This is a genomic window from Corynebacterium sp. zg-331 (assembly GCF_014267345.1).
GTDB lineage: Bacteria > Actinomycetota > Actinomycetes > Mycobacteriales > Mycobacteriaceae > Corynebacterium.
Genome location: NZ_JACMYD010000004.1, coordinates 145,496 through 164,256 on the forward strand (window position 1 = coordinate 145,496; position 18,761 = coordinate 164,256).

Consider the following 18,761-nt stretch of genomic DNA (forward strand, 5'->3'; position numbering starts at 1 on the left):
TCACCGCGTAGGGTGGTGGGTATGACCTATCAGCCTGACCCGCACCGCTATGAGGATATGCCCTATCGCCCGGTGGGTCGCTCGGGGCTACGGCTCCCGGCGATCTCCCTGGGCCTGTGGCACAACTTTGGCGAGGACAAGCCGCTGGACATCCAGCGCGCGATCCTGCGCCGCGCCTTTGACCGAGGGATCACCCACTTCGACCTGGCCAATAATTATGGTCCGCCCGCAGGCAGCGCGGAGGAGAACGTCGGGAAGATCCTGCGCGAGGACTTTGCGCGATATCGTGACGAGATGATTATCTCCTCCAAGGCCGGATGGTATATGCACCCCGGTCCTTACGGCTTTGGCGGATCGCGTAAGTATCTGGTCAGCTCCCTGGATCGCTCGTTGCGCCGCCTGAGAGTGGATTATGTGGACATCTTTTACCACCACCGCCCCGATCCCGATACCCCGCTGGAGGAGACCATGTATGCGCTGCGCGACATTGTGGTCTCCGGCAAGGCCCTCTACGTGGGGATCTCCTCCTACGGACCGGAGCTCACCGAGCGCGCCGCCGAGATCATGGAGGAAGAGGGATGCCCGCTGCTGATCCATCAGCCCAGCTATTCCATCCTCAATCGCTGGGTGGAGGAGCCGGGGCAGCGCAGCGGGCAATCCCTGCTGGAAACCGCCGCGGAGAGCGGTTTAGGGGTGATCGCCTTTTCGCCCCTGGCTCAGGGGCTGCTGACCGACCGCTACCTCCATGGGGTTCCCCCGGATTCCCGCGCGGCCTCGGGAAAGAAATCCTTCCAGGAATCCATGCTCTCGGAGCAGAATCTGGAGATGGTGCGGGCCTTGAATGAGATTGCCGCCGCACGCGGGCAATCCCTGGCGCAGATGGCGATCGCCTGGGTGCTGCGCCGCCCCGAGGTCAGCTCCGCCCTGGTGGGTGCTTCCTCTGTCGCGCAGCTTGACGCGAACCTGGATGCACTGGGCAACCTACACTTCTCCGAGGAGGAGTTGAAGGCCATCGATGCGACCGCCCGCGACGCTGGCATTAATATTTGGGCCGGGGCCACGGCCTCCAAGCGCGGCTAGGCGAACGGCGGTGCAGTTCTTAGCGCGATGGCGCGGACAAGGAGGAGGGACACCTTTGACGGTCGTGTGGGGGCACCGGTACTAGCGTTCGATACGGGTTGTCCCGAGCGCTTGTTAGCGTGAATGGCATGATGAAGAAACTGCGCACCGCCGTCGTGGTGTGCCTCCTGTGCTTCGCCGGTGTGACCTATTACGGCCCCGGCGAGCAACCCCGGGATCCTGCGCCCCCCGCACCGGAATACGTCGATGATGTCCAGCTTGAATCCTTGACTGTGAAGGGGCGCGCGCCCATGACCGGGTATTCTCGCGAGACCTTTGGTCAAGCCTGGTCCGATGACGTGGAGGTTGAGGGCGGTCATAACGGTTGCGATACCCGCAATGACATTCTGCGCCGGGACCTCACCGATGTGGTGTTCAAGCCGGGGACTCGCGATTGCGTGGTAGCTTCGGGGGTTCTCCACGACCCGTATTCGGGGCACACGATCGACTTCCTGCGTGGGGCTACCACCTCGCGGGCCGTACAGATAGATCACGTGGTGGCCCTTGGGGACGCCTGGGCCAAGGGAGCTCAACAACTCGATGAGGACACCCGGCGCAATCTGGCCAACGATCCCTTGAACCTCCTGGCGGTGGACGGGGGGCTTAATGGGCAGAAGAAGGCGGGGGATGCCGCGACATGGTTGCCGCCGAATAAGGCTTTTCGGTGCGAGTACGCACGCCGTCAAGTGGCGGTCAAGCAGCGCTACGGGTTGTGGGTAACCCAGGCGGAAAAAGACGTGCTGCGCGATCTGCTTTCTCGATGCCCGGCCTAGATCGGCGCGCCAGGGTGGGCGGGGTCCCAGGGTCTGGCTATCCTGGCAAACATGAGTCACGATTCCTCGACGCCAGACCGGGCCGATAAGGCCGACGCAGACGATCTGGACATCCCCACCTTCGATCCGGCCGATCATCCCACCGACCCCTACAAGAAGGTAGGTCGCGCGGCTCCCCAAGAGATCCCTCCGCGCGCCGTGGTGGAGGGTAAGGCGCAGCCTGACGAACCCGTTTTGCCCGCCGCCGAGGGGGGGAGCGCCGACGACAAGGGCGACAAGAAGAAAGAAGACCGCAGCGCGCCGCTGCTGTCCGATGCTCCCACCACGCTCGCGGCCCCGAAGATCGAGGCGGAGGCGAAAAAAGAGGACAGAGATACGGCGGAGGCGCCTTCCGCCTCGGTGATAACCGAGGATGCCCCGGCCGTCGCTCCCGCCTACGCCGGTGCGGCGGCCCCCGTCGTGGCGCAGGAGGAGGAGCGGGAGCCCGCCGAGGCTCGCCGTGGCACCCTGGATTTGGGGCTGCTGCTTGTGCGCCTGGGGCTCGGCGGATGGTTGATCGTGCAGTCCCTGAGCGCGTTTTTCCACCTGGGAGGTTCCGCTGGGCTCTCGGGTTTGGAGGAGCAATACGCGCCCTACGCGGCCTCTCATGCGCTCGCCGTGGGGATTCCGGCCGCAGGTCTCGCCGCCGGGGTCTTCGTGCTTCTGGGGTTGATCACCCCGCTGTTTGCGGCATTGGCCACCGTGATCACGGGCTTCATGGCGGCCGATGCCCTTGCCCACGCCCACGTGGGCCTGGATGTCTTTTCCTGGCCAGAGAGCGTGTGGCTCTGTGTGATCCTTGGTGTGGCCTCGGTAGCCCTGCAACTGACGGGCCCTGGTCGTTACGGTCTCGATTTCTCCCAAGGCTGGGCGCGCCGTCCCCTGGTCAGCGCTTGGGTGAGCCTAGTGCTGGCGGTCGTCGGTCTGGGGGGCCTGTGGTGGTTCGGCGCGGGGGTTAATCCGCTGGCGTAGCGGTGCCGGTGGCCGGGGGCTGCGCCAGAGCCACCACCAGGAAAAAGAGCAGCGCCATCCAGACGTAGTCGGAGACCACGAAGCGCTGGGTAAGGGAGAGCTCCTCGTAGCCGATGCCGTCGCCAAACCACCACTTGGGCGGGCGGGTGACCACCATGAGGACCCAGGTGCCGGTGACAACGCCGAGGGGCCAGCGGTGGCGCAGGGGGGAAGCACACAGGTGCCAGGCGGCCACCGGGAGGATGAGGGTGAGCCACACCCAGTGGTGCGACCAGGAGACGGGGGAGATCAGTAGCATAACGAGCGCGCCGATCAGCCAGGCCTCCGTGGGGTGATCGGCGGCGATGAGGCGGCGCATGAGCCGGGCTCCTGCCGCGATCACCAGGAGGACGCAGCAGGCCCATAGCGCGATGAGCAGGCCATGGTGGGCGTCAGCCCAGTCCGGGGTGGGCGACCAGCGGATGATCATGGCCTGCAAAGAGCTATTGGAGGTGTAGCTGGGATCGACCCCGAAGTCGGCCCCGGAGCCCATGCCCAGGAGCACGGAGCCGAAGTATTCCTTGGTGGCGTCCCACCGCACCAGGGCAGCCAGCACGGTGGCGGCCAGCGCGGAAAGAGCGGCAGTGATGAGGGCCCGGGCGTCCCTGCGCAGCGCAAAATACAGCAGCATGGCGGCGGGGGTGATCTTAATCGCGGTGGCCAGGCCGATGAGCCAGCCCTGAGGTACCAGGCGGCGCCGGGGAACCAGATCGAGTACCACCAGGGTCATGACGACGATGTTGATCTGTGCGAAGCTATTGTTGAGCTCCACCGGTTCCCAGTAGAGGGTGACGGCCCAGGCCAGCGTGCTGAGCGGCATGCGCCACGAGGCCGCGGAGGCGGGCAACACGGCACGCGCCACGAGGATCAGGCAGAGCAACAGCAGGCCGTTGGAGAGGATCAGCATCGCGTCGCCCGCGAGGTTGTGGCTCAGGGCAGGATGGGAAAATGGAGCGAGGGCCAGGGCACCGAAGGGCGGATAGATGAAGGGGAGTGCGACGTCGCCCGCCATCATGGGCACCGAGTACACCTCGCGCCCCTGGAAGAAGGCCCATACCCCCTCCCGGTAGACCACCATGTCAATGGGGAAATCCGTGGCGGCGCAGTGGCGCGCCGTGGCGACCAGCCCTAGCACGAGGCCGAGGAGGCCAAAGAGAGGGCGCAGGGCGGGGCTCGATGGTGAGAGCTGCGAAGGCATAATGGCGGCCATCTTACCGCTTATGCCTAATCCACTTGACGTACGGCCCCTTTGTCCGCGGAGGTGGCCATAGAGGCGTAGGCGCGTAGCGCTTTGGACACCGTGCGCTTTCGGTCCAGCGGGGTCCACGGCTTCTCGCGGGCCTCCATGGCAGTGCGGCGCTGTTCAATAACCTCCTCGGGGACGTCGAGGGTGAGTCGGCGCGTATGCACGTCGATGGTGATGGTGTCGCCGTTTTCCACCAGACCGATCAGTCCGCCGTGGGCGGCCTCGGGGGACATATGCCCCACGGACAGCCCGGAGGTGCCGCCGGAGAAGCGCCCGTCGGTGATGAGCGCGCACTTTTTGCCCAGGCCTGCGCCCTTGAGGAAGGAGGTGGGGTGCAGCATCTCCTGCATCCCCGGCCCACCCGCGGGACCCTCGTAGCGGATCACCACCACCTCGCCGGGTTGCACCTGGCGCGTGAGGATGGCCGATACCGCCTGCTCCTGGCTGTCCACCACGCGCGCGGGGCCAGAGAAGTGCCAAAGCTCCTCGTCGATGCCGGCGGACTTGATCACCGCGCCGTCGGGGGCGAGGTTGCCGCGTAGGATCACCAGGCCGCCGTCGGCGGTGTAGGCGTGGGCGACGTCCCGGATGCAGCCGTTTTCCGCATCCGTATCCAGGCTATCCCAGCGATTGGACTGGGAGAATGCCTCGGTTGTGCGCACCCCACCGGGTGCAGCATGGAAGAGTTCCACGGCGGCGTCGGTGGCCTTGCCGCCGCGCACGTCCCAGTCATCGAGCCATTCGTCCACGGAGCCGTAAAGGGCGGTGTGCACGTCTTTTTCCAACAGCCCGGCCCGGCGCAGCTCCCCGAGGATCGCCGGGATACCGCCAGCGCGGTGGACGTCCTCGATGTGATAATCGGAGTTCGGGGAGACCTTGGAGACACAGGGGATGCGGTAGGAGAGCTCGTCGATGTCCTCCAGCGTGAAATCCACCTCGCCTTCTTGGGCGGCGGCGAGGGTGTGCAGGACGGTGTTGGTGGAGCCGCCCATCGCCATGTCGAGGGCCATCGCGTTGTGGAAGGCCTGCTTGGTGGCGATGCTGCGCGGGAGCACGGACTCATCGCCTTGTCCGTAGTAGCGCTGGCACATGTCCACGATCATGGCTCCGGCCTTCTCGAAAAGGGCGCGGCGCGCGGTGTGCGTGGCCAGGGTGGTGCCGTTGCCGGGGAGGGAAAGCCCCAGGGCCTCGGTGAGGCAGTTCATGGAGTTGGCGGTGAACATGCCGGAGCAGGAACCGCAGGTGGGGCAGGCAATGCTTTCCATGGTGGCGAGCCCGGCGTCGGAGACGTTCTCGTTGGCCGAGGCAGTGATAGTGGTGATGAGGTCGGTGGGCGGGTGCGCTACGCCGTCGATGACCACGGCCTTGCCAGCTTCCATGGGGCCGCCGGAGACAAAGATCGCCGGGATGTTCAGCCGCATGGCGGCGTTGAGCATGCCGGGGGTGATCTTATCGCAGTTGGAGATACACACCATGGCGTCCGCGGTGTGGGCGTTGACCATGTATTCCACAGAGTCGGCGATGATCTCCCGGCTGGGCAGGGAATACAGCATGCCGCCATGACCCATGGCGATGCCGTCGTCGACGGCGATGGTGTTGAACTCCTTGGGCACACCGCCGGCGGCGCGTACCGCCTCGGCCACCACGTCGCCCACGTTTTTTAGGTGCACGTGGCCGGGGACGAACTGGGTGTATGAGTTCACGATGGCCACGATGGGCTTGCCGAACTCGTGTTCCTTGGTGCCGGTGGCGCGCCAGAGGGCGCGTGCGCCGGAGGCGTTGCGGCCGACGGTGGTGACCTTAGATCGCAGCGGGATCACGGGAAACTCCTCTTGCTGGGAAACTGCGTTATCACTGTGGGTGCCACGCACGGGGTGGATCGGGCGGGGTCAGTGATCTGATTGCTCTGTGCGCTCGTTGCGCATGGCGGCGTATTCCTCGCGGGTGATGAGGACGCGATCGCCGTTGCGACGAACAATGGCTACTTTGTCGTCTACCGCTTTCCGTCCCACGGTCAGTGCGTCGGGAATGCGTCCACCCGAGGCCTGCGCCAACGCCGGGAGGGAATTGAAGCTCACCGCGGGGAGCGAAAACTGGTCGCCCCGACGGGAGCGGGCAAAACTGGTGGAGCCCTTGAATCCGATTCCCTCGAACTCCTCCCAGGTCATCGAGCGCGGACCCCGGAAAGCGTAGTGCGCGGTGATCCCCCTGGTGGTCACGGTGGTGCGTGCTCGCGCCAGCCACCACAGGTAGCAGGCTGGCAGCAGCAGGAACCAGCCGAGTAGCGCGGGGGCGTGGCTGATGGGAATGAGCATCGTGAGGGACATGAAGATCACCACCGCGAGGTGAAAGCGCTCCGGGCGGAACTGCGTGGCGGATGGTGCTTCAGGACTCATGCCCCACATGGTAGCCAACGGCTGTGACATTGCTCAAAAGGATCCGGGAGATCCCGCCCTGGGAGAGGAGGGCGATAGGGATACAGGCACAGTGAATAAAAATAATGGTTTTTATCACGCCGTGGTGTATAGTGCTCCTCATGCTGATTATTCGACTTGCTTTCGTACCCGGGCGGCGCGTGCCGTAATGGCTGATTGAGGTCGAAGAGCAGGCGCCCTCCGCAACACCCACTCACGGTGGATGCGCGAGGGCGTTTTGCATAATCGCGCCAGCCTCACCCAACGGCTTCCGCGACACACTGCATAACCATGGAAGTTTGAAGAACCACTGATGAATCAAGGAGCCTGACACTCGTGAATGCGGAAGCAAAGCAACCTCCGCTGCCGTCCACGCTTGCTCGCAAGGCCGAGGCCGATCGCTCGGCCCCACAGCGCATGAGCGGGGCCCAAGCGGTGGTGCGCTCGCTGGAAGAACTGGGGGCCGACGTGGTTTTTGGCCTTCCCGGGGGGGCCGTGCTGCCCCTGTATGATCCGCTATATTCCTCCACCAAGGTGCGCCACGTTCTCATGCGTCACGAGCAGGGCGCGGGCCACGCGGCGGAGGGATACGCCCAGGTCACGGGACGGGTGGGGGTGTGCATCGCCACCTCGGGGCCCGGGGCTACCAACCTGGTCACCCCGATTGCCGATGCGAACTTGGATTCCGTCCCCCTCGTGGCCATCACGGGGCAGGTGGGCAGCGGGCTTTTGGGCACCGACGCCTTCCAAGAGGCGGATATTCGTGGCATCACCATGCCGGTGACCAAGCACAATTTTATGGTCACCGACCCCAACGATATTCCCCAGGCGCTCGCCGAGGCCTTTCACCTCGCCTCCACGGGACGGCCCGGGCCGGTGTTGGTGGATATTCCCAAGGACGTGCAGGATGCGCAGATGGATTTCTCCTGGCCGCCCACCATCGACCTGCCCGGTTATCGGCCGGTGACCAATCCGCATGCCCGCCAGATCTCCCAGGCGGTAGAGCTGATAGCCCGCTCGTGTAAGCCGGTGCTCTACATCGGCGGCGGTGTGATCAAGGCGGATGCCGCCGCGCAGCTGCGCGAGTTCGCGGAGGCCGCCACCATCCCGGTGGTCACCACGCTTATGGCGTTGGGTGCCTTCCCGGAATCGCATCGCCTGCACATGGGGATGCCCGGCATGCACGGCTCGGTGCCCGCGGTGGGGGCGCTGCAGCGCGCGGATCTGCTCATCGCCATCGGCACGCGCTTCGACGACCGCGTCACCGGTAAGGTGGATGCCTTCGCCCCGGGGGCCAAGGTGATCCACGCGGACATCGATCCGGCGGAGATCGGCAAGATCCGCGCCGTCGATGTCCCGATCGTGGGTGACGCCAGGGAAGTGCTCGTCGGGCTGATCGAGGCCTATCGGGAGGCCCAGCGGGGTGGGGTAGAAGGCCCCGATACCGCGGAGTGGCTGGCCTATCTCGACGACCTCTGCGAGCGCTTCCCCCGCGGTTACGAGGAGCCCTCGGACGGGTTGCTGGCCCCGCAGCGGGTGCTTGAGGCATTGTCCGCCGAGGCGGGCCCGGAGGCGATTTACGCCGCAGGCGTGGGCCAGCACCAGATGTGGTCGGCGCAGTTCCTGGACTTTGAAAACCCCCGTACCTGGCTTAACTCCGGTGGACTGGGAACGATGGGCTACGCGATTCCGGCCGCGCTGGGGGCCAAGGCCGGCGCCCCGGAGTCGGAGGTATGGGCCATCGACGGCGATGGCTGCTTCCAGATGACCAACCAGGAGCTCACCACCGCCGCGGTGGAGGGCATGCCGATCAAGGTGGCGCTGATTAATAACGGCAACCTCGGCATGGTGCGCCAGTGGCAGACGCTCTTCTATGGTGGGCGCTACTCGAATACCAAGCTGCGCGAGCAAGGCGAGTACCTGCCGGACTTCGTGGCCCTGGCCGAGGCCCTGGGGTGCGCGGCGCGCCGAGTGACCTCGGAAGAAGAGATCGTCCCGGCCATCCGGTGGGCGAGGGAGATTAACGATCGTCCGGTGGTCTTGGATTTCATCGTCGGGCAGGATGCGCAGGTCTGGCCGATGATCGCTTCGGGTTCCTCGAACTCGGAGATCCGCTACGCTCACGATCTGCGGCCGCTATTTGTCGAGGAGGAGCAGGCGTAATGGCTTATACGGACAAGACTCGTCACGTCCTGAGCGTTTTGGTGCAGGATGTGGATGGCATCATCTCTCGGGTCTCAGGGATGTTTACCCGCCGGGGCTTTAACCTCGTCTCCTTGGTCTCGGCCAAGACCTCCACGCCGGGGATCAATCGCATCACTATCGTGGTGGATGCTGACGAGGTGCGCATCGAGCAGATCTCCAAACAGCTCAACAAGATCGTCCAGGTCATCAAGGTGGTGCGCCTGGAAGAGGAGGCCACTGTGGCCCGGGCGCTGCTGCTGGTGAAAGTGGACGTGAATAATCACACCCGTCCGCAGGTGGTGGACGCAGCCACGATTTTCCGGGCGCGGGTGGTAGACGTGGCCCCGGAGTCCGTGGTCATCGAGGCCACGGGTACGCCGGGCAAGCTCCAGGCGCTTCTCGACGTCCTGGAGCCGTTCGGGATCAGGGAGATGCTGCAATCCGGTCAGATTGCGCTCAATCGCGGTCCGCGCACCCTCTCGCCCGTTCCTTCCCGAACCTAGATGTTTCATCCGGTGAGACACCTAGCGCCGGTCTATCCCGCACAATGAAACGCAATCCGGTAAGGTGGCAAGAGGAACCTTCCGGTACTTCCGATAAGAAAGGTGAGAGTCGCTCTCATGGCTATTGAAGTTCTCTACGACGCTGACGCGGATTTGTCCATCATCCAGGGGCGCAAGGTGGCCGTCATCGGCTACGGTTCCCAGGGGCACGCCCACGCGCAGAACCTGCGGGATTCCGGTGTGGAGGTCGTGATCGGCCTGCGTGAGGGTTCCCGCTCCGCGGAGAAGGCGCGCGAGGCGGGCTTCGAGGTGAAGTCGAATGCCGAGGCTGCGGCCTGGGCGGACGTCATCATGATTCTGGCCCCCGATACCACCCAAGCATCCTTGTTTACCGAGGAGATCGAGCCGAACCTCAAGGACGGTGACGCCCTGTTCTTTGGCCACGGTCTGAACATTCACTTCAAGCTGATCGAGCCTCCGGCCAACGTCACCGTGGGAATGGTTGCCCCCAAGGGGCCGGGCCACCTGGTGCGTCGCACCTACGTCGACGGCAAGGGTGTTCCCTGCCTTATCGCCGTGGACCAGGATCCCAAGGGGGAGGGGCGCGAGCTGGCGCTGTCCTACGCGGCGGCCATCGGCGGCGCTCGCGCCGGGGTGATCCCCACCTCCTTCCGGGAGGAGACGGAGACGGATCTCTTTGGCGAGCAGGCCGTGCTCTGTGGCGGCCTGGAGTACCTCATCACGAGTGGTTTTGAGGTGCTCACGGAGGCCGGTTATGCCCCGGAGATGGCCTACTTCGAGTGCCTGCATGAGATCAAGCTCATCGTGGATCTGATCTACGAGGGTGGCCTGGGGAACATGAACTACTCTGTGTCCGATACTGCCGAATACGGTGGTTATCTCTCCGGCCCGCGCGTGGTGGACGAGGGTGCGAAGGATCGGATGCGTGAGGTGCTCAAGGATATCCAGGACGGTACCTTTGTCAAGGCGCTCATCGCCAACGTTGAGGGGGGAAACAGGGATCTGGAGGCCCGCCGCGAGAAGATTGCCCAGCATCCCATCGAGGAAACCGGCGCGAAGCTGCGCGACCTGATGAGCTGGGTCAAGGCCCCGCTGGACGCGACGGCCTAACAGTATTACCAAAAGGCTTTCAATAAGCCTCTCGAGGCGTTAGAATCGTGGCCATGAGCGCCCACGACCACGATCACGCCCCCGCCTCCCTGAGGTCCCTGCTGGGGGTTATCACCCTCACGGGGGCTATTTTCTTTGCCGAGCTCATCGCGGGCATCGCCGCCGACTCGCTGGCGCTCCTTTCCGACGCGATGCACATGCTCTCGGATTCCACCGGGCTCATCTTGGCCCTGCTGGCCCTGCTGGTGGGTCGCCGCCCACCCACCCGCAAGGCCACCTTTGGTTATCGCCGCGTGGAAGTGCTGGCGGCGGCCGTGAACGCGGTGACGGTCACGCTCATCTGCGTGTGGATCGCGGTGGAGGCCATTGAACGGCTGGGCAGGGGCACCGAGATCGATACCTCCCTCATGCTCGTTGTCGCTTTCATCGGCCTGGTGGCCAACGGCGCGTCCGCGATGATCTTGGTGCGCCGTCAGCACGACAGTCTCAACATGCGCGGGGCCTACCTGCACGTGCTCTCGGACTTGTTGGGCTCGGTGGCGGTGATCGTCGCGGGACTTATCATCCGCTTGACGGGTTTCGTGGCGGCTGATACCATCGCCTCGCTCATCATCGCCGCCCTGGTCGTCCCGCGCTCGGTGGACCTGGCGCGAACGTCCGTGCGGGTGCTGCTCAATCAGGTCCCCGAAGGCGTCGATACCCGCGTGGTCGAACGGCGGCTGAGGGCGGTACCCGGGGTGTGCGAGGTGCATGATCTTCATCTGTGGTCCACCGATGGTAACCACGCACTGGTGACCTGCCACCTCGTGGTGCGCCGCGGTGGGTACGCGCAGGTGCTCGACGAGGCGCAGGCCACCTTGCGTCAGATCGGTATCGAGCACTCGACGATCCAGGTGGAGGAGCCCGGTCACAGGGGGCATGAAAAGGTATGCGACCACTAGCGCACGCCCAGTACCATGGGGAACATGGGATTCTCCACGCCGAGCTATGGCCTCACCGACCTCTTTGACCGCATCGATCGCGGGGACATCCAGCTTCCCGATTTTCAGCGCGATTACGCCTGGGATGTCGATCGCATCCGCTCACTCATCGTTACCGTCCTGCGTGGTTACCCGGTGGGTTGCTTCATGGCGTTGGATACCCGCAACACCCCCATGCGCTTCCGGCCGCGCCCCATCGAGGGCGCACCGGATACCGGTGCCGCGCCGGGGATGCTGCTTCTCGACGGCCAGCAGCGCCTGACCACGCTATACCACAGCCTCCAGGGCGATGGCTTTGTGCGCGGCGTGGACTTTCGCGGCCGCCCGGTGCGGCGTGCGTTCTACGTGGATGTGGATAAGGCCACCTCGGCGGACGTTCTTCCCGACGAGGCGGTTTTTGCCGTCGCACACGATGGCACCATCTGTTCCCACTTCGCCCCGGACGAGGTGGGCAAGCGGTGCATTCCGGTGTCCACCCTCCTGGGAGCGGGAGCCACCGACAAGCTCTTCGACCTTATTGATGGCGCGGACGCCGCCACCAGGGATGCCGTCAAGACCTTCTATCACAGGATCGTCTACCCGCTCGCGGCCTACTCCGTGCCCATGATCCGCTTGTCGAGGGAAACCGCGCGCTCCGGGGTGGGATCGATCTTTGCCCAGGCCAACTCCGCCGGCCTGCAGATGGATGTGTTTGAACTCCTCACCGCCGTCTTTGCGATGGAGGATGAAGACTTTTCCCTCGCCCAAGACTGGGCGGACACTGAGAGGATCCTGCGCCGCTATCCGGCCCTGGACGGCATCGACCGCACGGCCTTTCTCACGGCCGTCTGCCTGCTGGCCACCGCGCGGCGCGGCCATGCCGCGGGCAACAGAGAGGACATTCTGGCGCTTAACCTGGACGAATATCACAGGGCCGCCCACGATATCCGCATCACCCTGCGCGAGGCTGCCGAGTTCTTGATCCAGCGGTGCATCTTCGACCTCACTCAGGTTCCCTACGTGGCGCAGATCGTGCCGCTGTCGGTTATCCTCGCGCTACTCTCCGATACCCCGGCCGCCCTGACGACCTCGACGGCATGGGATCGCCTGGATCGTTGGTTCTGGTCGGGAGTGCTGGGCGAGCTGTACGGATCCGCGGCCGTGATCAACCGCATGGCCCACGACGTGGATCAGGTGACCGCCTGGATCAGGGAGGAGACCGAGGAGGAGCCCAAGACGGTGCGCGATGCCCTTTTTCACGAAGAGCGCCTCTACAGCGCGGATGAAAGATCCGGGGTGTTTCACGGGATATACGCCCTGTTGATGAGCCGGGGCGCGCGGGATTGGCGCACGGCGGCCCCCTTCGATCGCTGGACCTTCCGCGACCTCAACCCCACCTACGCGCAGATCTTTCCCGCGCAGTGGTGTCGGGATAACGGCGTGGCGCCCCGGTTGGCCGATGGGGTGATCAATCGCACCCCGATGGGCAAGCGCACGGAGGTGGTGCTCGATGGCTTCAGTCCCGCGCGTTACCTGCCTCGAGTGCAGTCGAAGTCCCTCATGGAGGACGAGGAATTCGATGCTGTCGTGGCCACCCATCACCTTGACGCCAAGTTGCTCCACGCGGGCAAGGCAGAGGAGTGCCTGGAGGATCGGGCCGAACGCTTGCTGGGATTGATCGCCGCCGCGATGGGCAAGGAGGTGCTCCGCGAGGAGGAAGAAAAGTTGGCTACGATGAGCGGGAAAGACCGCGTGGAAGACCATGAGAAATAAGGGGATTAGTGGAGTGAAGTTTCGTGGGACGCTAGGTGTTCTCGCAACAGTAGGAATGAGCACAGGCCTCCTCGTGGCCTGCTCCTCCGGGGAACCGGAGCCCTCCGCCGCCGACCGCAGCGCCGTCGATAGTGCGACCGCGCCGGGAGATAGCATCGCGGCGGCCAAGGCGGAAAACCGCAGCCGCCACGTGGATGAGCGCTTCGGCGATCGCCCCCGGGTGCTCGCCGGGGAGGATCGATCGGGGCTGGAGTCCTCGCGGCTCTTCTTCGATAAGTCGGAGACCGCCGTGGTTGTGGCCGGAGCGGAACCGCAGCGGTTACGCGCGGTTTCCCTGAGCATGACGGCCCATGCTCCGGTGCTGGGCCTGACCGAGGACAACGCCGAGCAGGTCAAAAAGGAACTCGACCGTCTGGGCGCTACCACGGTGCTCGCGGTGGGGGAGGTCCGCATCCCGGAGGTCCCTGCCGAGATGACCATCGTGCGCGATCCCGGTGGCGACGAGGCGCTGAGCGCCCTAACATCGCTGCACTTCGAGAAGGCCCCGGTACCGGCGCCGGGGGCGATGGCGAAATCGGTAGCGGACTTTACTCCCTCCGAGCCCGCCGAACTCACGGCGGAGTGGTTGCCCGAGGCGGGCGCGGTTGCCTCGGAGAAGAAGTCTCCGGAGGAAAAGAAGGAGACCGGTAGCTTCCCCGTGCAAAGCGCCCGGGATGGTGCCAGCGCACCGGTAGTGGTGGCCTCCCCGCAGAGCCCCATCCTGGACGTGGCCAACGCCCGAGCTTACGGGGCACAGGTGCGCATGATGGATTACCCGGACCCGCGCATCAGCGAGGAGGCCACCAAGATGGTCGCCGGCCTCGAGGATCGCCCCGTGGTGGCCCTGGGGGTGGGTTTTGGCACGGGAGAGCAGCTGGCGGAGAAGATCTCCCTGGCCCAAAACGTGACCGAGCACCTGCCCGGCGGGGGAACGATGGTTTTCCCGGGCCGTAGAATGATCGCCCTGTACGGCCACCCCTCCGGGGGAGCGCTGGGGGTGATGGGGGAGCGCACCCCGGAGGAGTCCGTGGCCTACGTGCGCGACCTCGTGGACCAATACCAGGCCCTTAATCCCGCCGAGCCGGTGATCCCCGCCTTCGAGATCATTGCCACCGTGGCCTCCGAGTTTCCCGGAGAAGACGGCGACTACTCTAATGAGGCCGCGCCGGAGGAACTGCTGCCCTACGTCGATGCCATCCTGGAGGCCGGGGGATACGCGGTGCTGGATCTGCAGCCGGGCCGGGCGAATTTCCTGGACCAGGCCAAGCGCTACGAGGAGCTACTCAAGCGTCCCAATGTGGGCCTGGCGCTGGATCCGGAGTGGCGCATCGGACCGGATGAACAGCCCCTGACCAGGGTGGGGAGCGTGGAAGCCTCGGAGGTCAATGAGACGGCCGATTGGCTGGCCAAGCTTACCCGGGACAATAATCTCCCGCAGAAGACCTTCGTGCTCCACCAGTTCCAGCTTCAGATGCTGCGCGATCGCGAGCAGATCCGCACCGACCACCCCGAGTTGGCCTACGTCCTGCATGCCGATGGGCATGGCGTGGCGGAGGAGAAGTTCGATACTTGGAACGTCATGCGCCAGGACCTTGGCCCCGGTTGGTTCATGGCCTGGAAGAACTTCTTTGACGAGGATGCTCCCATGTTTACCCCGGAGCAGACCTACGCGGTGGAACCCCGGCCCTGGTTCGTTTCCTACCAGTGAATAGAAAAGAGGGCACGGAGGCGGGACACGTCGTAGAATGATCGCAGGTATTCACCGCGATCATGCAAGGAGAGTAATCCTCGTGTCCCGTCCCGTTGTTCTTATTGCCGATAAATTGTCCCAGTCCACCGTCGATGCGCTGGGGGATGCCGTCGAGGTGCGCTGGGTGGATGGTCCCAATAGGCAGGAACTCCTTGCCGCTGTCCCCGAGGCGGATGCTCTTCTCGTGCGTTCCGCCACCACCGTGGATCGGGATGTGCTCGAGGCGGCCCCCAAGCTCCAGATCATCGGTCGCGCCGGGGTGGGGCTGGACAACGTGGACGTGGAGGCCGCCACGGAGCGCGGCGTGATGGTGGCCAATGCCCCCACCTCGAACATCCACTCCGCCTGCGAACAAGCTATCGCGCTCCTGCTCGCCACCGCGCGCCAGATCCCGGCGGCCGATCGCACCCTGCGCGAGGCCACCTGGAAACGCTCGGACTTCAAGGGCGTGGAGATCTTTGGCAAGACCGTAGGCATCGTGGGCTTCGGTCACATCGGCCAGCTCTTTGCCCAGCGTCTTCAGGCCTTCGACGTCGCCAAAATCCTGGCGTACGACCCCTACGCCAATCCCGCGCGGGCCGCCCAGCTCGGAGTGGAGCTGACCGATCTTGAGGACCTCATGGGCCGCAGCGACTTCGTGACCATCCACCTGCCCAAGACCAAGGAGACGGCGGGGATGTTTGGTACGGAGCTGCTGGCCAAGGCCAAGGAGGGGCAGATCCTTATCAACGCCGCGCGCGGCGGACTTGTGGACGAGCAGGCCCTGGCCGAGGCGATCTCCTCCGGGAGGATTCGGGGTGCGGGCTTTGATGTGTATGCCACCGAGCCCTGCACGGATTCCCCGCTTTTTGACCTCGACGAGGTCGTGGTCACCCCGCACCTGGGGGCTTCCACCGTGGAGGCTCAGGATCGCGCGGGCACCGACGTGGCGGCCTCGGTGCTCAAGGCCCTGGCCGGGGAGTTCGTCCCGGACGCCGTGAACGTCTCCGGTGGTCGCGTGGGCGAGGAAGTGGCCGCATGGATGGAGCTGACCCGCAAGCTCGGCGCGCTGGCCGCCTCCCTGCTGGGGGCCGCTCCCGACACCCTTATCGTTTCCGCTCGTGGTGAGCTCTCCACGGAAAAGGCGGATGGTTTGGGACTCTCCGCGCTGCGTGGCCTCTTCTCGGGGATCTCACAGACACCGGTGACCTTCGTGAACGCCCCGCGCATCGCGGAGGAGCGCGGCGTGAAGTTGAAGGTAGAGGCGCACTCGGAGTCTGCCTTCCACCGCTCCGTGGTGGAGGTCAAGGTCATCGGCGCCGACGGCGCTCAGGCCAGCGTGATCGGTGCCCTGCCGGGCTTGGAGCGCGTGGAGAAGATCGTGCGGATTAACGGCCGCGGCGTGGACATGCGCGCCACCGGTCACAACATCTTCCTGCGCTACACCGATGCCCCAGGTGCCTTGGGCACCGTCGGTTCCATGCTGGGAGAGCGCGGTATCAACATCGAGGCCGCGGCGCTGACGCAGGCCTCGGAGGGCGACGACGCCATGCTGATTCTGCGCGTGCTGGAAGAGGTGCCCCAGGAGCTGCTCGATGCCATCGCCGAGGCTCTCGATGCCACGGCGTTCCAGCTTTCGCTGAATTAACCGGCTCGGGCGCGGTAGACTGGCCTCACATGACCATCATGTGAGAAAGGAATCCCGTGCCATGAAAATTGCCGTGATCCCCGGCGACGGTATCGGCCCCGAAGTCACCGCCGAGGCTCTCAAAGTCTTGCGCGCCGTGCGGTCCGATGTCGAAACCACCGAGTTCGACCTCGGAGCCCGCCGCTACCTGCGCACCGGGGAACTGCTCAGCGATGCCGACCTCGCCTCTCTGCGCGAGCACGACGCCATCCTCCTCGGCGCTATCGGAGCCCCCCACGACGTGCCCCCCGGAGTTCTGGAGCGCGGGCTGCTCCTCAAAATGCGCTTTGCCCTCGATCACCACGTCAATCTCCGCCCCGCAGTGCTTTATCCCACCGCGACCTCCCCGCTCGCCAATCCGGGAGAGATCGACTTCGTAGTTGTGCGCGAGGGCACCGAGGGCCTCTACTGCGGCAACGGCGGCACTCTACGCGAGGGCACCCCGCATGAGGTTGCCTCCGAGGTTTCGCAGAACACCCGTTTTGGGGTAGAACGCGTGGTGCGCGACGCCTTCCGCCGTGCCGCCCAGCGCCGCAAACACCTCACCCTCGTGCACAAAACAAACGTGCTCGTCCATGCCGGTGGGCTGTGGCAGCGCACTGTGGATGAGGTCGCGCAGGAATACCCTGACGTGACCGTGGAATACAATCACATTGACGCCGCCACCATTTACATGGTGACCGACCCCCAGCGCTACGACGTGATTGTGACCGACAACCTCTTTGGTGACATCCTCACCGACCTTGCCGGAGCGATCACCGGAGGCATCGGACTGGCGGCCTCCGGTAACATCGACGCCTCCGGACAAAACCCCTCCATGTTCGAGCCGGTACACGGCTCCGCCCCCGATATTGCGGGGAAGGGTATTGCCGACCCCACGGCGGCAATCCTTTCCGCGGCGCTCATGTTGCGCCATTTGGGAGACGAGGAGGGCGCGAACCGCATCGAGAAAGCTGTGGCCGATGACGTGGCCCGGCGCTCGGGCGATCTTGTGACCTCGGAGGTAGGGGATAGGATCGCGGCAGTGGTATGACGCGGACAAGTTGTATCTAAAAAGTGCTAAGCTCTTGTATTACCGCAGGTAAGGAAGTGTGTTCCCCGCGCTAGCGGGGATGAGCCCTTTTAAAGACCGCCATTGAACAATACAACTAGGTGTTCCCCGCGCTAGCGGGGATGAGCCGCGCCTCCGGGAACGCAAGACTATGGGGGGATGGTGTTCCCCGCGCTAGCGGGGATGAGCCCCCCCCTAAAAGGAGACTGAGAGATGAAAGAGAGGGTGTTCCCCGCGCTAGCGGGGATGAGCCGAACATTTCCGCATTGCGCTTCCCGAAATCCCAGTGTTCCCCGCGCTAGCGGGGATGAGCCCACATGAGGCAATGATGGCAGATGCTTGAAGGGGTGTTCCCCGCGCTAGCGGGGATGAGCCCACATGAGGCAATGATGGCAGATGCTTGAAGGGGTGTTCCCCGCGCTAGCGGGGATGAGCCGCCGTATATCTATGTCGCGGACGAGGGGGAGTAGTGTTCCCCGCGCTAGCGGGGATGAGCCGAGACTGAACTTTGCTTTTCCTTGGGCTAGGCGGTGTTCCCCGCGCTAGCGGGGATGAGCCCAAGTCCAAGGAATCTCAGTGCAGGCAAAAACAGTGTTCCCCGCGCTAGCGGGGATGAGCCCTCTAGGTGCTCAGTCCACATTCCCAGGGCGTCGTGTTCCCCGCGCTAGCGGGGATGAGCCCAGTGGTAGCCCCATAGCGTCGATAGGACCACCGTGTTCCCCGCGCTAGCGGGGATGAGCCTCCCTGGTAGGTGGTCGTCATGCTCGCGTCCCCGTGTTCCCCGCGCTAGCGGGGATGAGCCGGTTTTACGTGCCCGCTGAGCAGACATTATTGAGTGTTCCCCGCGCTAGCGGGGATGAGCCCTGATGAAGGATGGGTGCGGGTCGAATTGTTCCGGTAAAAACTGCCGCGTGCAATCTGGGCAGTATTCACCGCAGAGCTAATCTGCTAGCTGCCCCGATGGGGCGAGGGTATGCACAGTGCAACGCTTTGGTTTCCCGACTACGGGGAGTTATGCAAATTACGTGGATCTTCGTCGGGCGTTGGAAAGGGGATCGGAATGGCTCGACGGAAAGGCGTTGTATGGGGTTAGCCACTCCGCC

14 protein-coding genes and 1 CRISPR repeat array are annotated in these 18,761 nt (G+C 64.7%); of the genes, 11 read left to right on the forward strand and 3 right to left on the reverse strand.

Going from position 1 to position 18,761, the window contains the following annotated elements; all coding sequences use genetic code 11:
• The first annotated feature begins 12 nt into the window (after positions 1-12).
• The 3 genes from mgrA (at position 13) to H7347_RS06570 (ending at position 2,903) form a co-directional block, all read left to right on the forward strand.
• The gene (gene mgrA, locus H7347_RS06560) at positions 13-1,080 is read left to right on the forward strand and encodes an L-glyceraldehyde 3-phosphate reductase (protein WP_370513930.1); all 1,068 of its coding nucleotides are present in this window, start codon (positions 13-15) and stop codon (positions 1,078-1,080) included.
• A 128-nt stretch (positions 1,081-1,208) separates the two neighbouring features.
• The gene (locus H7347_RS06565; RefSeq protein WP_152822493.1) at positions 1,209-1,892 is read left to right on the forward strand and encodes an HNH endonuclease family protein; all 684 of its coding nucleotides are present in this window, start codon (positions 1,209-1,211) and stop codon (positions 1,890-1,892) included.
• Between the two features lie 51 nt (positions 1,893-1,943).
• Positions 1,944-2,903: a DoxX family protein gene (locus H7347_RS06570; RefSeq protein WP_152822495.1), complete on the forward strand. Its 960-nt coding sequence runs from the start codon at positions 1,944-1,946 to the stop codon at positions 2,901-2,903.
• Here H7347_RS06570 and H7347_RS06575 read toward each other — a convergent pair.
• The 3 genes from H7347_RS06575 to H7347_RS06585 all read right to left on the reverse strand — a co-directional run bounded on the left by H7347_RS06575 (position 2,887) and on the right by H7347_RS06585 (position 6,584).
• Complete coding sequence (locus H7347_RS06575; RefSeq protein WP_152822497.1) at positions 2,887-4,140, reverse strand: glycosyltransferase family 87 protein; 1,254 nt, start codon at positions 4,138-4,140, stop codon at positions 2,887-2,889. The genes H7347_RS06570 and H7347_RS06575 overlap by 17 nt on opposite strands.
• A 26-nt stretch (positions 4,141-4,166) precedes the next feature.
• Positions 4,167-6,008, reverse strand: a complete 1,842-nt coding sequence (gene ilvD, locus H7347_RS06580) for a dihydroxy-acid dehydratase (protein ID WP_186337333.1) — start codon at positions 6,006-6,008, stop codon at positions 4,167-4,169.
• 69 nt (positions 6,009-6,077) lie between these two features.
• Positions 6,078-6,584, reverse strand: a complete 507-nt coding sequence (locus H7347_RS06585; RefSeq protein ID WP_227659043.1) for a PH domain-containing protein — start codon at positions 6,582-6,584, stop codon at positions 6,078-6,080.
• Positions 6,585-6,938: 354 nt separating this feature from the next.
• Between H7347_RS06585 and H7347_RS06590 the strand changes: the two genes are divergently transcribed.
• The 8 genes from H7347_RS06590 (at position 6,939) to H7347_RS06625 (ending at position 17,640) form a co-directional block, all read left to right on the forward strand.
• The gene (locus H7347_RS06590; protein ID WP_186337334.1) at positions 6,939-8,765 is read left to right on the forward strand and encodes an acetolactate synthase large subunit; all 1,827 of its coding nucleotides are present in this window, start codon (positions 6,939-6,941) and stop codon (positions 8,763-8,765) included.
• The gene (gene ilvN / locus H7347_RS06595) at positions 8,765-9,289 is read left to right on the forward strand and encodes an acetolactate synthase small subunit (RefSeq protein WP_152822502.1); all 525 of its coding nucleotides are present in this window, start codon (positions 8,765-8,767) and stop codon (positions 9,287-9,289) included. Before H7347_RS06590 ends, ilvN begins: the two co-directional genes overlap by 1 nt.
• Positions 9,290-9,406: 117 nt before the next feature.
• A complete protein-coding gene (gene ilvC / locus H7347_RS06600) occupies positions 9,407-10,420 on the forward strand; it encodes a ketol-acid reductoisomerase (protein ID WP_152822505.1) in 1,014 nt (337 codons plus the stop codon).
• A gap of 53 nt (positions 10,421-10,473) precedes the next feature.
• Positions 10,474-11,361, forward strand: a complete 888-nt coding sequence (locus H7347_RS06605; protein ID WP_152822508.1) for a cation diffusion facilitator family transporter — start codon at positions 10,474-10,476, stop codon at positions 11,359-11,361.
• Between the two features lie 24 nt (positions 11,362-11,385).
• Entirely contained in the window at positions 11,386-13,152 is a 1,767-nt protein-coding gene (locus H7347_RS06610) for a DUF262 domain-containing protein (protein ID WP_152822510.1), read from the forward strand.
• Positions 13,153-13,207: 55 nt separating this feature from the next.
• Positions 13,208-14,899: an MBL fold metallo-hydrolase gene (locus H7347_RS06615; RefSeq protein ID WP_152822513.1), complete on the forward strand. Its 1,692-nt coding sequence runs from the start codon at positions 13,208-13,210 to the stop codon at positions 14,897-14,899.
• An 82-nt stretch (positions 14,900-14,981) separates the two neighbouring features.
• The gene (serA, locus tag H7347_RS06620; RefSeq protein ID WP_186337336.1) at positions 14,982-16,568 is read left to right on the forward strand and encodes a phosphoglycerate dehydrogenase; all 1,587 of its coding nucleotides are present in this window, start codon (positions 14,982-14,984) and stop codon (positions 16,566-16,568) included.
• A 61-nt stretch (positions 16,569-16,629) separates the two neighbouring features.
• Positions 16,630-17,640 (forward strand): 3-isopropylmalate dehydrogenase, encoded by a 1,011-nt coding sequence (locus tag H7347_RS06625; RefSeq protein WP_152822519.1) that lies wholly within the window; start codon positions 16,630-16,632, stop codon positions 17,638-17,640.
• A 58-nt stretch (positions 17,641-17,698) separates the two neighbouring features.
• Positions 17,699-18,521: direct repeats of the CRISPR family, unit length 28 nt; unit sequence GTGTTCCCCGCGCTAGCGGGGATGAGCC.
• Positions 18,522-18,761 lie beyond the last annotated feature (240 nt).

Excerpts from the sequence above, each read along its gene's own strand:
- H7347_RS06610 (WP_152822510.1), top strand. The coding sequence starts at position 11,386 with ATGGGATTCTCCACGCCGAGCTATGGCCTCACCGACCTCTTTGACCGC.
- H7347_RS06605 (WP_152822508.1), top strand. The coding sequence starts at position 10,474 with ATGAGCGCCCACGACCACGATCACGCCCCCGCCTCCCTGAGGTCCCTG.
- H7347_RS06575 (WP_152822497.1), bottom strand. The coding sequence starts at position 4,140 with ATGCCTTCGCAGCTCTCACCATCGAGCCCCGCCCTGCGCCCTCTCTTT.
- ilvN (WP_152822502.1), top strand. The coding sequence starts at position 8,765 with ATGGCTTATACGGACAAGACTCGTCACGTCCTGAGCGTTTTGGTGCAG.
- H7347_RS06585 (WP_227659043.1), bottom strand. The coding sequence starts at position 6,584 with ATGAGTCCTGAAGCACCATCCGCCACGCAGTTCCGCCCGGAGCGCTTT.
- ilvC (WP_152822505.1), top strand. The coding sequence starts at position 9,407 with ATGGCTATTGAAGTTCTCTACGACGCTGACGCGGATTTGTCCATCATC.
- H7347_RS06565 (WP_152822493.1), top strand. The coding sequence starts at position 1,209 with ATGATGAAGAAACTGCGCACCGCCGTCGTGGTGTGCCTCCTGTGCTTC.
- H7347_RS06615 (WP_152822513.1), top strand. The coding sequence starts at position 13,208 with ATGAGCACAGGCCTCCTCGTGGCCTGCTCCTCCGGGGAACCGGAGCCC.
- H7347_RS06625 (WP_152822519.1), top strand. The coding sequence starts at position 16,630 with ATGAAAATTGCCGTGATCCCCGGCGACGGTATCGGCCCCGAAGTCACC.
- H7347_RS06570 (WP_152822495.1), top strand. The coding sequence starts at position 1,944 with ATGAGTCACGATTCCTCGACGCCAGACCGGGCCGATAAGGCCGACGCA.